The sequence below is a fragment of the Bacteroides sp. L10-4 genome (assembly GCF_013373675.1).
Classification (GTDB): domain Bacteria; phylum Bacteroidota; class Bacteroidia; order Bacteroidales; family Bacteroidaceae; genus Bacteroides; species Bacteroides muris.
Genome location: NZ_JABXJH010000068.1, coordinates 1 through 16,435 on the forward strand (window position 1 = coordinate 1; position 16,435 = coordinate 16,435).

A 16,435-nucleotide genomic window follows, 5' to 3' on the forward strand; every position below is an offset into this window, starting at 1 on the left:
TAGCAAACCTCTTCGGTTTGGCCGATGAGGATATCTATGATGTGATGATTAACAGGTCGGAAGAGATGAACCATATATGCGATATTTACAAATTAAAACTAGCAAGCTGAACTTGCGAAACTTAAATTATTTAAGTTTTGGTATCTTTGCAAAGCTTCGAGATAATAATAGTCTGCATAGTTCAGTGGTACGTCTATCTCCGAACTGTGGGGCAGTGAGCCGGTGGAGTGCATCAGTACAAATCCCTGATTGCTTCCTTTGGTTGCCAGATAGCTGTTGCTTGAAAGATTCTTCAGGATGGTTTCTACTCATTGTGCGGGTGCAGATTGTTTATTTGACCATCAATTCTGTGCAAATTTTCTTTTTTCAGCTTGTTTGCACTATCTTTGCCTCCTTAAAAGATGAAATAAATGATAGTTTGTATTGCCGAAAAGCCCTCTGTGGCGCGTGACATAGCTGATGTACTGGGAGCGAGAGAAAAGAAAGACGGATACATCGAAGGAAACGGATACCAGGTGACCTGGACATTCGGTCATCTTTGTACGTTGAAGGAGCCGCATGAATATACCCCTAATTGGAAGTCATGGAGTTTGGGAAGTCTGCCCATGATACCTCCCCGTTTCGGCATTAAGCTGATTAGCAATCCCACATACGAACGCCAGTTCCATGCGATAGAGAACCTTATGCAACATGCCGATATGATTATAAACTGCGGTGATGCCGGGCAGGAGGGAGAATTGATACAGCGCTGGGTGATGCAGAAGGCCGGGGCGCGTTGCCCGGTGAAACGCCTTTGGATATCTTCATTGACGGAAGAGGCTATCCGCGAGGGCTTTGCCAAGCTGCGCGATGCGTCGGATTTCCAGCCTTTGTACGAAGCCGGACTCTCTCGTGCCATTGGCGACTGGTTGCTGGGGATGAATGCCACCCGCCTCTACACCATGAAGTATGGGCAGAACCGACAGGTACTTTCTATCGGCCGTGTGCAGACGCCGACACTGGCACTGATTGTAAACCGTCAGTTGGAAATACAGCATTTTGTTCCCAAGCAATACTGGGAGCTGAAAACCGTCTATCGAGATACTACTTTCTCTGCCATTATCCGGAAAAGTGAGGAGGAGCTGGTACTGGAAGCCGAGAAGCAGAAAGAGGCCATAGCTGCCGGCAAGAAACCTAAAAAAGAGGAAGAAAATCGAGGTATCGACCCCATTACCGACCACGAGCGTGGGCTTGCTTTGCTGGCGCAGATTAAGAATTCTCCTTTTACAGTGACAAGTGTCACCAAGAAGGAGGGGAGGGAGGCACCGCTCCGCTTGTTTGACTTGACTTCTTTGCAAGTGGAATGTAACAAGAAATTTGCCTATTCCGCTGATGAAACGCTGAAAATTATCCAGTCCTTGTATGAGAAGAAAGTGGCTACCTATCCACGTGTAGACACTACCTATTTGAGTGATGATATCTATCCCAAATGCCCCGGAATTTTGAAAGGTCTGCGCGATTACGAGACATTTACAGCCCCTTTGGCAGGAACTGCATTGTTGAAATCCAAAAAGGTTTTCGATAACTCCAAGGTGACAGATCACCATGCCATTATTCCTACCGGCCAGCATCCGCAGAATCTGACGGATATGGAGCGTCGTGTATTCGATTTGATAGCACGCCGTTTCATTGCTGTATTCTACCCCGATTGTAAGTTTGCCACTACCACCGTATTTGGCGAGGTAGAAAGCATCGAGTTCAAGGCCACCGGCAAGCAGATTCTGGAACCGGGTTGGCGTGTTATCTTCGGCACTCCCTCGGCACAATCGCAGGAGGAGAGAGAGGAGAAGGGAGAAGAGGAGGGTGTGCTTCCGGCTTTTGTGAAAGGAGAAAGCGGGCCGCACGTCCCCGATTTGTATGAGAAGTGGACGCAGCCGCCCCGGCCTTATACGGAAGCCACCCTGCTGCGTGCTATGGAGACAGCGGGCAAGCTGGTGGATAACGACGAGCTGCGTGATGCGCTGAAGGAAAACGGCATCGGTCGTCCGTCTACCCGTGCAGCCATCATCGAGACACTGTTCAAGCGGAACTATATCCGCAAGGAAAAGAAGAATCTGATAGCCACTCCTACCGGTGTGGAGCTGATACAGATTATCCATGAGGAGCTGTTGAAATCGGCGGAACTGACTGGTATTTGGGAAAAGAAACTGCGTGAGATTGAAAAACGGACTTACAATGCCGGACAATTCTTGGAAGAACTGAAACAGATGGTATCGGAGGTCGTGATGAGTGTACTTTCTGATAACAGCAACCGCCACATCACCATCCAAGCGCCTGCTCCCGAAAAGAGCAGTAAGGCTTCTGCCAAGGCAGAGGCTGCCGATAAACCGAAAAAGGAGCCGAAGAAAAGAGCACCGAGAAAGTCTGCCGCCGCAGGCAAAAAGACGGAGCAGGCTTCGGGCACTGTGGCAACTTCAAGTACGGAGGCTTCCGTACAAGCTGACGATTTCGTCGGTCAGACTTGTCCGCTTTGCGGAAAAGGTACCGTTATCAAGGGGAAAACGGCTTACGGTTGTTCCGAATGGAAATCCGGATGTACATTCCGCAAGCCGTTTGAATAGGGTTGATATCTTGGTTATTCGTGGCTTTGTAGCCCGTCACCCGTAGTTTATGGTTCGTTTTCTGCTATGCACCCCAGTTGGGATATTCCCATAATGGTAAAATGGACTATATTTTAAACAGCATTCCCCCGATATTATCTGTCGTAGCTCCCGTCACCGAGGCGAGGCATCCGGGTTCGTCCGCTATATAGAGGGCACCCAGGAAAGCGAAGATTAGGGCTTCCTTGTACTCTATGATTTGTCGGTCGGGAATGACTATTTCGCACGGGCAGAGTGCTCCTATCCGTTCTATCAGGAATTTATTGAAAGCCCCTCCACCGGTAATCAGCAGTTTGCTGTTGCCACCGGGAAGCGGATGGATGCTGATGACGCGCGATATTTGCCAGGCTGCATGTTCATAGAACGTGCGAAGCATGTCTTCCAAACTCAGGCCATAACGCTCGAGCATGGGATATACCAGCGTTTCCACCCACTCTCGTCCCAAAGATTTCGGTCCGGACTGATGGTAGAAGTCCATTCCGTTCAGTTCGTCCAGCAGTTCCTGGCAGATGTTTCCTTGCCGCGCTATCTTGCCGTCGCGGTCAAACTCCAATCCTATTTGCCGGCAGTAATGGTTGATGACGTAATTCACCGGGCTGATATCGAAAGCGATACGCCGTCCGTCTTGCTCGAATGAAATGTTGGAGAAGCCGCCGATATTCAAACAAAAGTTATAGTCGGCAAAAAGCAACCGGTCGCCAATGGGTACGAGTGGAGCACCCTGCCCACCCAGCATGATGTCCAGTCGCCGGAAATCCGAAACGGTAGGTATACGGGTTTCGGCGGCAATGGCGGCTCCGTCGCCTATCTGGTACATGACTCTCTTATGTGGCTCATGGAAGATAGTATGTCCGTGGGAGGCTATAATATCGGGGCGGACTCCAAATTCCTGCATGAACTCGTTGACACGTTCACCGAGAAACTTTCCATAGGAGCTGTGGAAAGTGATGAACTCCAAAGCACTCATTGTCTGTGCACCGGTACCCAATATCTGCTTCATGGCGTCGGGATAGCTATAGTCTTTCGCACAGTCTATATGGAAAGACCATTTTCCGGCTTGCCGCCGGAAAGTGCAGCAACATACGTCCAGCCCGTCAAGGGAGGTGCCGGACATCAGTCCGATAGCCTGAATTTGGAAGTCTTTCATCCTGATTTTCTTATTTTATTTGTAATTGAGGTAGAATTCGACAACGGCTTCTATTCCTTTACGGAAGATGTCCAATGGTATATTCTCATTGGGTGAGTGTATGGCATTGGATTCGAGCCCGAAGCCCATCAGAACGGTTTTGATACCCAGCACTTGTTCGAAGGTGGAGATAATGGGAATACTTCCACCCCGGCGCACTGCCAGCGGTTTCTTTCCGAAGGCTTTTTCAAAACCTTTTTCGGCGGCTTGGTAGGCGGGCAGGGTGATGGGACATACGTATCCTTGTCCTCCGTGCATCGGAGTGACTCTTACCTGCACTGAATCCGGTGCTATGTCTAAGATGTAGTCGGCAAACAGTTTGGATATTTTATGGTGGTCTTGGTGGGGAACCAATCGGCAGGACACCTTGGCATATGCCTTGGATGGGAGCACTGTCTTGGACCCTTCACCCGTATATCCGCCCCAGATGCCGCATACGTCGAAAGAGGGACGGCAACTGTTGCGTTCCAGCGTACTGTAACCAGTCTCTCCGAAAAGTGCTTTTACATTGATGGCCTTTTTGTATTTCTCTTCGTCGAAAGGAATGCGGGCTATCATGTCGCGCTCGGCTTGGGGAACTTCTTCCACATCGTCGTAAAAGCTCGGTACGGTGATACGTCCCTCTGCATCCGTCACTTGGCTGATTATCTGGCAAAGCACGTTGATGGGGTTGGCAACGGCACCGCCGAAGTGACCGCTGTGCAGGTCGCGGTTGGGACCGGTCACCTCTATTTCCCAATAGGCCAGTCCGCGAAGCCCGGTAGTCAGTGAAGGCAGGTCGGCGCCAAGCATGCTGGTGTCCGAAACCAGAATGACGTCTGCTTTCAGCAACTCTTTGTGCTCCTGGCAAAAGCTTTCTAAGCTGGGCGAACCGATTTCTTCTTCTCCTTCGAAGATGAATTTTACGTTGGTTTGCAGCAGTCCGTTGCGTACGAGGTATTCAAAAGCTTTCACTTGTATGAAAGATTGCCCTTTGTCATCATCTGCACCACGCGCCCAGATGTGTCCGTCGCGTATTTCGGGTTCAAACGGTTTGCTGTTCCAAAGTTCCAGAGGTTCGGCAGGCATCACGTCGTAGTGTGCATATACCAATACGGTCTTGGCGTTCGGGTCTACGATTTTCTGTCCGAAAACAATCGGGTTGCCTTTGGAGGGCATTACGAGGGCTTCGTCCGCTCCGGCTTCGAGCAACAACTGTGCCCAACGTTCGGCGCAGGCAAGCATGTCGTCGTGATGTTCGGGTTTGGCACTGATGCTTGGAATGCGGATGAGGCTGAACAAGTCTTCCAGCATCTTAGGCTCGTTCTCGGTGATGTATTTCTTTATTTCCATGGGTGAATATTATAGTTGTGTTGTTCTGTCAATCAGGTAATAATCCAGCAATGTCATTGCTGTCATTGCTTCCACGATGGGTACTGCGCGTGGCAACACGCACGGGTCATGGCGTCCGCGGGCTTTCAGGGTGGTGTCTACACCATCAATGTTCACGGTGTGTTGTTCCATCAGTACGGTTGCCACGGGTTTGAAGGCTACGCGGAAATAGATGTCTTGCCCGTTGCTGATTCCGCCTTGTATACCGCCCGAATGGTTGGTGCGGGTCTCGATACGTCCGTTGTTGTTGTAGAACACGTCATTCTGCTCCGAGCCTTTCTGCTTTAATCCCTTGAAGCCGTCTCCATACTCGAATGCTTTTGCTGCATTGATGCTGAGCATGGCTGCTCCGAGTGCCGCATGGAGCTTGCCGAATACGGGTTGTCCCAGTCCGATGGGGCATCCTTTGACGACACAGGTCACCACTCCTCCGATGGTATCTCCTTCTTCCTTTATCTTGAAGATGAGTTCTTCCATTTCTTTCGCTTTCGCCGGGTCGGGGCAGCGGACCGGATTGGTCTCTATCAGGTCGAGATCGTATGCGGTATAGTTTTCTTCAAGGCGGATGGGGCCTACTTGTGAGGTGTACGCTGTGATGTGTATGCCCAACTGTTTTAGTGCCAATTTGGCCAGGGCACCCGCCACTACACGCGAGATCGTTTCACGGGCGGATGAGCGTCCTCCCCCCCGGTGGTCGCGGATGCCGTATTTCACCTTATAAGTATAGTCGGCATGTGAAGGGCGATAGACTTCTTTCAGATTATTGTAATCGTCGGAATGCTGGTTTTGGTTCCACACGATGAATCCTATGGGGCAGCCCGTGGATTTTCCTTCGAAGATGCCGGAGAGGAACTCCACTTTATCACCTTCTTTCCGGGCGGTAGTGATACGTGACTGTCCGGGGCGGCGTCGGTCGAGCTCTGCCTGGACGAAATCCATATCAATGACTATTCCTGCAGGGAATCCGTCTATAACTCCTCCCACACCCTTACCGTGCGATTCCCCAAAACTGGTAAGGCGGAGAATATTTCCAAATGAGTTGAACATATCAAATGCTTTAAAGGTTTATATATGAGGCTCATGCGCCAATATCTCTCTTATGAAAATACTTTTCACTTTATAAAGGTAACAACTTTTTTTGGGATTCGTTTGAATGAAAAGCATTTTTTTGCATTAAGACTGCATGGCTTTCATTTAAGGGAGTTGAGGGCACATGTGATAAAGAAGTGAAAACCAAGCTTGCGGATAGGTGTCCCAAAGTTGGGGATATGCGTTCCAAGGTTGGGCATGTCTATCCCAAGGCTTGGGATAGAACTTGCGACATGTCTTTGGCATTTTTACAACAAATACTTAAGAACTTTATTATATGTATCTTGCAACTTTTTTGCAAATGTCTATTGGGCGGGAAACTTATGTCCTGTGGCAGGATTGCCGTTCTTTGGCAGAGCAACAATGAAGAGGGAGCGATTCTCGATAATTTCTCTGACTCTTTTGAATGAACCCTTCAAATGAAGAGCCGTGATTAATACTACCACCGTTGCTGCATTTAAATATGGAGAGCATTAAAAATAGAACATCCTTTTTTTAGAAAAGACCTTGTACTGTAACCTTAAAAGGTGTTACTTTGCACTCTTGATTTTAAAATAGGAAATTGATGGCTTCTAGGGAAGCCTTTTATTAACTAAACAAGTATTCTTAAAAGTATGAAAAAGAATTTATTTTATTTGTTTGCATTGATTTGTTCAATGAGTTTGTTTACGGCTTGTAGTGATGATGACGATGAAGTTAAGTCACTTCCGGAAGTAAATGCTCCTTATGTATCGTCGGAGCTGGAACTTACTTATGGTGGTGAAGTGCTTTTGGGAAAGAAGGTCACTTTCTATACGGCAGATGGGAAAAGTGCCGACATTACATTAGAGGGTGCTGATATTGCGTTGACTAAAGAGACTATGGCATCCGGACTGGTAAATCCGGGCGTGATACCGGGCGAACCTAAGGTTACGTTTTCAGCGGCTTTGCAACCGGCAGAAGGTGGATATACCTTTGAAGGTGAACATGTTGCCGATAATTATAGTATGAAATATGAAGGTGCTGTAGAGAAAGGCAAATTGAATCTGGCCTTGGAAGTAAAGTTGGCCGGTGACAATGCGTTGGCTGGAAACACATGGAATCTTTTCTCTTATGACCCTTATGCGGAGAAAAATCCGTTGCATGTCGTTTGGAACTCGGAGAAACCGTTCTCTGTAGTTCTGTTCCCTTTTCCTGGTGCTCAGCCTGTTGAACTTCAACCGGGTGAGTTTATCACTTTGATGTCTGCTATGGGTATTATACCGGTAGGAGACAAAAAGATGGGAGTGAATGAGATATTGTCTTGTTTGTTGCAGAGCGTTACTTTCAGGGAAGATGGCAATATTGTAGCTTCTTATTCTGATGTGGCCGATATAGTTTCACCAAAATTCCAGAATTCTCCGTTGAATATGGTACAGTATGCGGTGAAAAATGAGAAACTGTATTTATACTTGAATGTGGATGCCATCATAGGTGCTGTGCAGAAAATGACTACCAAGGGGCTGGATATGGAAACTGTCCTTCCGGTTGTGTTGCCCAAATTGATGGAATTGATTCCGATGCTTTCCAGCGGAATTCCTTTGGGCTATTCGGTTAATGAAGAAGGCAATGAACTGGCTGTTTATATTGACAAAGAGTTGGGATCGAAACTTATTGATATTCTGTTGTCTTTATTAGAGAATGAAGAAATTGTAGCCGCCATTAAAGAAGCTGCTACAAGTAATCCGGACTTCGCTATGTTTGCAGGTGTTGTAGAAGCTATATTGGAACAAGCACCGGAAGTGTTTGCCAAAACAAATGAGATGGAACTTGGATTGAACTTTGTGAAATGAGATAACTGTTTCAAATAATACATCCGTGTTTTTCTTGAAGAGACCGAACTCTGTTGTAAAATAGGAGTTCGGTCTCTTTTTATTTTAGTTTTTTTTCTACATTTGCAGTATCGATAATTAAATAATTAAGACGGATATGACGGAGACAGAACGACAGCAAATCATCTCATTGGTCAAGCGTGAAGTAATTCCTGCTATTGGTTGTACAGAACCTATTGCAGTGGCGTTATGTGTGGCGAAAGCTGCGGAAGTATTGAACAAGCGCCCGGAGAAAGTAACGGTGCTTTTAAGTGCCAATATCTTGAAGAATGCGATGGGCGTAGGCATTCCGGGTACGGGAATGATTGGACTGCCCATTGCCGTGGCGTTGGGCGCTTTGATAGGCAAGTCCGAATATCAGTTGGAAGTCTTGAAAGACAGTACGCCGGAAGCAGTGGAGGCAGGAAAGCGTTTTATTGACGAAAAGCGTATTCATATATCCTTAAAAAACGATATAGAAGAGAAACTCTATATAGAAGTGTGTTGCGAGGCCGGAGGAGATAAGGCGACCGCCATCATTGCCGGCGGGCATACTACCTTTATATATGTGGCGCGCAACAGCGAAGTGTTGTTGAATAAGCAAGCTGTCGCAAGCACGGAAGCAGAGGGGAATACTTTGGATTTGTCTCTCCGTAAAGTCTATGACTTCGCATTGACCGCCCCGTTGGACGAAATCCGTTTTATTCTCGAAACTGCCCGTCTGAACAAGGCCGCCGCCGAGCGTTCTTTCGAGGGCAATTACGGGCATGGCCTGGGAAAAATCCTTCGTGGCACGTACGAACATCGTGTGATGGGCGACAGTGTCTTTTCACATATCCTTTCTTATACTTCGGGTGCGTGCGACGCCCGTATGGCAGGTGCCATGATTCCGGTGATGAGTAATTCCGGCAGCGGTAACCAAGGTATATCCGCTACGTTGCCGGTCCTGATTTATGCCGAGGAAAACGGAAAATCGGAGGAAGAGATTGTCCGTGCCCTTATGTTGAGCCATTTGACAGTGATTTATATCAAGCAGAGTTTGGGACGTTTGTCCGCCTTATGCGGTTGTGTGGTTGCTGCTACCGGTTCCAGTTGCGGTATCACTTGGCTGATGGGCGGTGCATACGAGCAGGTGTCATACGCAGTTCAGAATATGATTGCCAATCTTACCGGAATGATTTGTGATGGTGCCAAACCCAGTTGTGCATTGAAAGTCACCACCGGGGTTTCCACCGCAGTGCTTTCGGCCATCATGGCCATGGAAAACCGTTGTGTAACTTCCGTAGAAGGTATTATTGATGAGGATGTGGATCAGAGTATCCGTAACCTGACGAAGATAGGCTCCAAAGGAATGAACGAGACGGATAAACTGGTGCTTGAAATAATGACAAGCAAATGATGGTTACGAAATAAGCGTATATTTTTCCAAAAATATCACCCCCTGCCACAGTAATGTAAAGCAGGGGGTGATGTTTTGTTTGAAATAGGCTTTGAGTTTGTATTCAGTCTTTAAGGAATCATTAGTGGCATCCTCCGCATCCGCAGTCATCGCCGCAGTCTCCGCCTCCGCAATCTCCTCCGCAGCTGCCGCAACCGCAACCGCCGCTTGCCATGCGTATCAGTTCAGACACTTCTTCGTTGGTGGCAGGACGGTTTGTCACTACTTCACCCGTAAAATTCAGGTCGCAACCTGCCAGCGGGTGGTTCATATCCATCACCACAACATCTTCTTTCACTTCTACCACGCTTCCGTTGATGCGTTGGCCTTCATTGGTCATTAAGGGAACCACTGCGCCTTCTACGATGCGTTCGCTGTCGAATTTTCCGTCGATGACAAAAATCTCTTTGGGCAGGTCGATGACGTGGTCTTCATCATATTCACCGTATGCTTCGGCGGCAGGAATGATGAAATCGAACTTGTCACCACTTTGCAAATCTTTTATTTGCGCTTCAAAAGCCTCAAGCGTCAGTCCCAGTCCGGAGATAAACTGGAAGGGATGTTCGGCGGGAGCTTCTTCGGTGAATTCTTTTTCTCCGTTTTCTATCGTGTATAGCTTGTATGCTACGGTGATGTACTTGTTTTCTACTGTTTCCATTCTCTTTATTTTATTAATTGTTTATTTATTGGTGGACGAAGATACGAATATTTTGTGTGACTGGTGAATGTGTGCCTGGTTTTTAACTCCATTTCGTTTCAGATTCTTGTTTCAGAACTTGGCGCGATACGCCTTGGTAGCTCCTGCCTGAATGCCGCTATTCTTGAAACAGCAATGAACGGTTGCCGTCTTCTTGCTCGACGCTGGCAGGCGGAGGCTGACTTGGATGTCTTCCTGCGTCTGGCCCGGGTCGGCAATGTGGAAGCTGCCGTCTTCTTTGACGAGGAGTGTGCAAGGATGGTCTACGGTTATTTGAAGCTCTTTATGCTTGAACGTGCCTGCAGTGTAGAACACCATTCCCCACAGCTTCAATTCCTTGTTGCGTACCACCTGCATTTCGGGGGTATTGCTGACGATGCTGACGGGGCAGTGCTTCCTGTATTCCTCCACTTCATCGGCAGTGTGCTTGCCGGGTACCACGATGTAGGCGTATGTGGCTCCCGAAGGCTGCATGCCGTGGTCGAAGTTCAAAGTGAAGACATCCTGATGTACGGTGTCTTTAGGAGCAGTATGGTTGATGTCATACCACGTGCCGCTTTGTGTCTGTTTGGATACAGATATCTGCCCGCCGTTCGGGAAGAGATAGGCCACATCCTTGTGGAGCACCCACTGCGGAGAACGGTAGCCGGCTACGGATGCTTCCTGAGCCGTAACGCTTTTGCCGGAACGCACCAGCACTTGCTTGTCTTTTGCCGTCAGACATTGGTTGACGGTAGTATTCACTTCGGCCGAGGCGGTGGAGCGGATGTCCGTACCGAGGCACACCACTTCATTGTCGAAGAAGAACCAGGCCTTGCGGGCAGCCGTGTGCACACCGGTCAGGGTGTCGCTGTATGCGTAGGCCGATACGCCATAAAGGCTGTCCGACACGCCGCCGGCGAAAGTGGAAGTACCGGGCATCTGCCAGTCATTGGGAGCCACGGGGATGGGAGAGAGTTGGGGAGCGGTGGTACCGGGTATGCGTGTCCAGTTCCATACGGGGAAGATATTGAAGTATTCGTCACCGGCAGTAGTGATGTTGGTGCAGCCGTCGGACATGAAATAGGTTTTCAGGTTCTCGCCGTTGCCGTATTCACAGCGTGCAGTGCGGGTAGACACCATGCGTACGTCAAAGGTGTAGTGCGGGCGTACGTGCAGGGTGTAGTCGGCACGGTAGTAATGCGTATGTTTCGGGCTGAGGGCATAGTCGGCATTCTCTTTTCCTTCGAGGCGGGCGATGATGGCCTTGTACTCGTCAGTGTGTGCGGTGTCCAGTTGAGCCATGCGGCGGGCAAAGAGCGCTGTGTGCGACTTGTCGGTGATTTTGGGGCGGCTCACGCCACGGCCCAGCACGTCGAACAGCATGTGGCGGCCCCGGATGGTGGCATAATAGGTTTCGCGCATGAACTTGCTCAGCAGTGCCAGTTTCTCTTGGGGGATGGCGAAGCGGGTACCTCGGGTGTACATGGCCACTTGGGTGATGCTTTTCAGTATTTCGTCTCCGTAGCCGCCGATGTAGAGCTGCCGTCCGTGCTGGAAGTAAGAGTTGTCGTGCTGGAATCCCTCTTTGGTGGTATAGACAATGGGATTGTAGACGTTGTCCAGAGCCAGGGCGAGGTCTTCTTCGTTCTGGGTAAGGCAGGCGCGGTATATCCAGTGCAGGGCAATGTCTGTGCGGTTGGCTCCGGTCCATTTGGCAGGATGGCCTCCGTCCTTGCGTACTCGGTCCAGCGTCTTGGTTTCCAGTTCGGCGGGAATCTGTTTCTTGCCGGTGCGCAGTTGTATCAGCATGATGCCCAGGCGTTGGGGGTCGGCAATCTGGTTGTACCACCAGTTGTGGCACCACGGGTTCCGGTCGTACCAGTATTCAAGCCCTTTCACTATCTTGTCAAAGAGAGCTTCGTTTCCATAATAGCTGTTTCCGGGAGTAGTATAAGCGAATGCAAAATCATACAGTCGGTCTATGTGCAGCAATGGCGGCCAGTTTGTACGCTGTATGCTCGCATAGTCCACGTCGGTGAAGGAGCCGTCGGCTTCATTGTAGGTTTTCAGTGCTTCTTCTATCTCTTTTGCCGGAGGATTGATAGCGAAGTCTTGTCTGATTTTTTCCATAAGTACTTGATACTCGTTGTTTCTTTGGGAGGAGTCGGCAGGTGCCGGTTGCTGCGCCCGTAGTTGGCTGTTTGTAGCAAGCCATGCAAGCAATAGGATTGCGAAGGTTAGAATACGGTTTTTCATTTGAACTGTTTTTATGATATATTATATAATGTGTGTTCGTGTGAAGATTATGTATGCAAAGGTAGGGCTTTTATTGGTAAATGAAAGGGAATCCGGTAGGGAATCGTACTTTGAAATTGATATTGAATCTGTTTTCAATATATTGGTATATAGATAATTATATAGCTTTACTGAATTTGAGTAAAAGAAATGATAAAAAGGATAAAGTGCAGTATTATAATAGGCGTAATTTTGCAACGTTAATTTTGCCTTAAATATGAAGGAAGATGTGAATGGTGGGAATTGAACAGGAAAACGTCGTTGGAAAAGTTAACAATTGGAAATGGAAAAGACAAAATGAAAAACATACATTATATAATATATTATTTATTAACTAATCTAATTGAAAATGAAAAAAGTGTCTTTTGATTTCTCAAGAAGGGTGCTGTTCTGTGCAGCGTTTTGCACGCTTTCGGGTGCAAGCGTGATGGCGGCTCCCGTGGGTAGTGAAAACCTTTCGGATGCGGATGCTGTGCAGGTTGTGGCGCAGACCGGCAAGACCGTGAAAGGTGTGGTGACGGACAACTTCGGTCCGGTGCCGGGTGCCAATGTATTGGTGAAGGGAACTACCAACGGTGTGATTACCGATATAGACGGTAACTTTACGCTGACAAACGTGCCCGAAGGCGCCGTGCTGCAGGTATCTTTCATCGGATATGTGACCCAGGAGATTAAAGTGGCCGGACAGACTACTTTCAATGTGAAGTTGAGCGAGGACGCCAAGGCTTTGGAAGAAGTGGTGGTAGTGGGTTATGGTTCGCAGAAGAAGGTGAACCTGACAGGTGCCGTTGGTCAGATTGACTCCAAAGTGCTTGAATCAAGACCTATCACAAGCACTGCAAGTGCTTTGCAGGGTACCATTCCTAACTTGCAGATTACCAATCAGAGTGGTGAGCCGGGACAGGCTGCTTCACTGAACGTGCGTGGTACGACTTCTATCAACGGCGGTAGCCCGCTGGTGCTGGTAGACGGTGTGGAAATGAGCCTTGATTTGGTGAACCCCAATGATATTGCGAACGTAACTGTATTGAAAGATGCCGCCGCATCAGCCATCTATGGTGTGCGTGCTGCGTTCGGTGTGGTATTGGTGACTACCAAGAGCCCGCAGAAAGCAGAGAAAGTTACAGTGAACTATACCGGTAACTTCTCTTTTGCCAAACCGTCCATCATGCCCGAGTTCATCGATAGCCAATCGCAGTTTGCCGAGTGGATGAATCAGGCTTGTATCAACGGAAGTACAGCCATTAAATATAAACAAGAATCTATCGATAAGATGAAAGCATACGAGGCTGACCCGAGGAATAATCCTGAATACGAGGTTATTGACGGTCAGTTATACTATTATGGCTACTCAGACTTTAAAGAACTGATGGTTAAGAATGTGAGTCCTACACAACGTCATAACTTGAATATCTCGGGTGGTAACGAAAAGACTCGTTTCTATACTTCAGTAGGCTATTTGAATCAAGAAGGATTGTATAAGGTAGGTGATGATAACTTCAAACGTCTGAATACACGTCTGAATGTAGAGAACCAAACTACGAAATGGCTGAAGTTGGGATTCAAGGCACTGTACAATTATAGTACATCCGATAAACCTTTTACTTATGATAGTAAGGACGTTTGGAAGCGTGTTATTTATACACTGCCTACCGATTTTATTTCTGCTTGGCAGAAGGATGCTCGTTATCCGGAATTGGATAAATTTGAGGGTGTATATAATGAGAATAATGCTTATTCATTATTGAAAGATGGTGGACGTAACAAGTCGGATAAGCATGATATTTGGTTAACTGCAAGTGCGGACTTAAACATCTTGAAGGGTTGGAAAGCGCATGTTGACTTCAATTATAATCTAAATTATCAGAAGGCTTCCGAACACTCCAAACCTATTAAGTTCTTTGATGGTTCGTTCAATGAAACCTACGGGCGTACAAGTACAAACTACTATAAGATGACGAATTATAATACAAGTTATTATTCGTTCAATGCTTATACAGATTATGAAAATACGTTTGCTGAGAAGCATTACGTAAAGGCTATGATTGGTTTCAATCAGGAATTGACTCGTTATTCTACTTTTAGTGGACGCCGTGATGGCATCCTGAATGAGAATCTTCCTTCATTGAGTTTGGCTTCGGGCATCCATACGGTAGCTCAGAATGGTTATGAATGGGCTTTGCGTGGAGGTTTCTTCCGTGTGAACTATATTTATAATGACCGCTACCTGTTTGAGGTGAACGGACGCTATGACGGTACTTCCCGATTCCCGTCCGACAATCGTTTCGTTTTCTTGCCTTCTGTATCGGGTGCATGGCGTATTAGCGAAGAGAACTTCATGCAAGGAACACGTTCTTGGTTGGATAATTTGAAGATACGTGCTACGTATGGTGTATTGGGTAACCAGATGATTTCTTCAAGTGATTGGAGTGGAAATACGAAGTATTATCCGTATATTCCTTTCATTAGTGATAGTACTTCTACTCTTTGGCTGTTCGGCAATGAATATGCCACAACAATGAATCCTGCCAATTTGGTAAGTCCTGATTTGACATGGGAGAAAGTAACAACAGTAAATTTTGGTTTGGATGCAAGCTTTTTGAATCAACATTTGAATACAAGTTTTGACTATTATGTACGTACAACTTCTGATATGTTGATTAAGGCTACATATCCTGAAGTATTAGGTACAACTGCACCTCCTGCCAACTCAGCTGAATTGAAAACTCGTGGATGGGAATTTACTATTAATTGGAAAGACCGTATCGGAAAAGACTTTGGTTATGAATTAGGATTTGTATTGTCGGATTCGCAAGCAGAAGTAACCAAATACAGAAATGATTCCGAAGCCATTAATACTTATTATGAAGGCCATAAGATAGGTGAAATCTGGGGTTATAAGACAGAAGGTTTGTTCCAAAGTGACAAAGAAGCTGCTGAATGGTATAGCCAAAAAGATATTAAGAACGTTACTTGGGGAGCCGGTGACATCAAGTTTAAAGACTTGAATGGTGATGAGGTGATTGACGATGGTATTGGTACATTGAAAGACCATGGTGATATGACGATTATTGGTAATACGACTCCTCGTTATCAATATGGTATTACTGCTAATCTGACTTATAAGGATTTCTATTTGAATATGTTCATGCAAGGCGTAGGTAAACGTGATTTCTGGCCTGGTGATGAGGCTTTCTGGCCGGCTGCTACACAATATTATAATGCACAGAAATGGCATGTAACTGATTCTTGGACACCGGAAAATCCGAATGCTTATCTTCCTATTGCGCGTGCTACGGATAATCGTAACAGAGTTGTAAAAACAGATCGTTATTTACAGAATGCGTCTTATTTGAGAATGAAGAATCTGACATTCGGATGGAATTTGCCGAAACAATGGATTAGTAAGGTGTTCCTGGCTAATGCTTCTGTTTATGTGAGTGGTGAGAATTTGTTTGAGTTTACCAAGGTTAAAGGTCCGTATGACCCGGAAGCTGCTCGTGGAAATGGTGTGATGCTTTATCCTTTTATGAGAACGTATTCATTTGGTGTTAATTTAACATTCTAAAAAAGTAGCAAGACAATGAAAAAGATAATAGGAAAATATATGATTGCAGGTATGGCCGCTTTGACTATGACTGCATGCAATGATTCTTTTTTGGATCGTACTCCAACAAATGATTTGACTGGAGAACTTTATTGGAGCACACGTGCGGATTTGGAAGCTTATACAAACGGTATTTACAATGAGGCTGCTAAGTAGATGTTCATAATTGGTTTATATCATAAGGTTTTGATACCTTTGCCTCATAAAATTCAAATATGCACTTATGGGCAAAATCAAATCAATCATATTAAAGGATTCCGAACGCTTGGCGTTGGAAACGGGTTTCCGACAGGGAGACAGCC

General features: G+C 46.8%; 10 protein-coding genes and 1 pseudogene. 5 read left to right on the top strand and 6 right to left on the bottom strand.

Going from position 1 to position 16,435, the window contains the following annotated elements; translation table 11 throughout:
• Window positions 1-98: 98 nt before the first annotated feature.
• Window positions 99-305, bottom strand: a pseudogene (locus tag HU824_RS19880) (glucuronyl hydrolase); the annotation flags it as partial.
• Between the two features lie 105 nt (window positions 306-410).
• On the opposite strand from HU824_RS19880, the gene HU824_RS16935 reads away from it, so the two are divergent.
• Complete coding sequence (locus HU824_RS16935; RefSeq protein ID WP_176469468.1) at window positions 411-2,600, top strand: DNA topoisomerase 3; 2,190 nt, start codon at window positions 411-413, stop codon at window positions 2,598-2,600.
• Between the two features lie 106 nt (window positions 2,601-2,706).
• Here the strand turns inward: HU824_RS16935 and HU824_RS16940 are convergent, their stop codons facing one another.
• The 3 genes from HU824_RS16940 to aroC are packed head-to-tail and all read right to left on the bottom strand — an operon-like array spanning window position 2,707 to window position 6,243.
• Entirely contained in the window at window positions 2,707-3,786 is a 1,080-nt protein-coding gene (locus tag HU824_RS16940; RefSeq protein ID WP_176469469.1) for an anhydro-N-acetylmuramic acid kinase, read from the bottom strand.
• 15 nt (window positions 3,787-3,801) lie between these two features.
• Window positions 3,802-5,157: a dipeptidase gene (locus HU824_RS16945; protein ID WP_176469470.1), complete on the bottom strand. Its 1,356-nt coding sequence runs from the start codon at window positions 5,155-5,157 to the stop codon at window positions 3,802-3,804.
• A 9-nt stretch (window positions 5,158-5,166) separates the two neighbouring features.
• Window positions 5,167-6,243 carry a chorismate synthase gene (gene aroC, locus HU824_RS16950; protein WP_176469471.1) on the bottom strand — a complete coding sequence of 359 codons (1,077 nt, stop codon included), beginning with the start codon at window positions 6,241-6,243 and terminating at the stop codon, window positions 5,167-5,169.
• A gap of 656 nt (window positions 6,244-6,899) precedes the next feature.
• On the opposite strand from aroC, the gene HU824_RS16955 reads away from it, so the two are divergent.
• Together HU824_RS16955 and HU824_RS16960 are read left to right on the top strand one after the other, a co-directional pair.
• On the top strand, window positions 6,900-8,096 hold the full coding sequence (locus HU824_RS16955) for a DUF4925 domain-containing protein (RefSeq protein ID WP_176469472.1): 1,197 nt from the start codon (window positions 6,900-6,902) through the stop codon (window positions 8,094-8,096).
• Between the two features lie 136 nt (window positions 8,097-8,232).
• Window positions 8,233-9,513, top strand: a complete 1,281-nt coding sequence (locus HU824_RS16960; protein WP_176469473.1) for a serine dehydratase subunit alpha family protein — start codon at window positions 8,233-8,235, stop codon at window positions 9,511-9,513.
• Window positions 9,514-9,634: 121 nt separating this feature from the next.
• Here HU824_RS16960 and HU824_RS16965 read toward each other — a convergent pair whose 3' ends face one another.
• A complete protein-coding gene (locus tag HU824_RS16965; RefSeq protein WP_176469474.1) occupies window positions 9,635-10,210 on the bottom strand; it encodes a peptidylprolyl isomerase in 576 nt (191 codons plus the stop codon).
• A 111-nt stretch (window positions 10,211-10,321) separates the two neighbouring features.
• Window positions 10,322-12,487 carry a polysaccharide lyase 8 family protein gene (locus tag HU824_RS16970; RefSeq protein ID WP_176469475.1) on the bottom strand — a complete coding sequence of 722 codons (2,166 nt, stop codon included), beginning with the start codon at window positions 12,485-12,487 and terminating at the stop codon, window positions 10,322-10,324.
• A 388-nt stretch (window positions 12,488-12,875) separates the two neighbouring features.
• Here HU824_RS16970 and HU824_RS16975 point away from each other — a divergent pair, with 388 nt between their 5' ends.
• Both HU824_RS16975 and HU824_RS16980 read left to right on the top strand, forming a co-directional pair.
• Window positions 12,876-16,094, top strand: coding sequence for a TonB-dependent receptor (locus tag HU824_RS16975; RefSeq protein ID WP_176469476.1), 3,219 nt, complete (start codon window positions 12,876-12,878; stop codon window positions 16,092-16,094).
• Between the two features lie 15 nt (window positions 16,095-16,109).
• A complete protein-coding gene (locus HU824_RS16980; RefSeq protein WP_176469477.1) occupies window positions 16,110-16,289 on the top strand; it encodes a hypothetical protein in 180 nt (59 codons plus the stop codon).
• Window positions 16,290-16,435 lie beyond the last annotated feature (146 nt).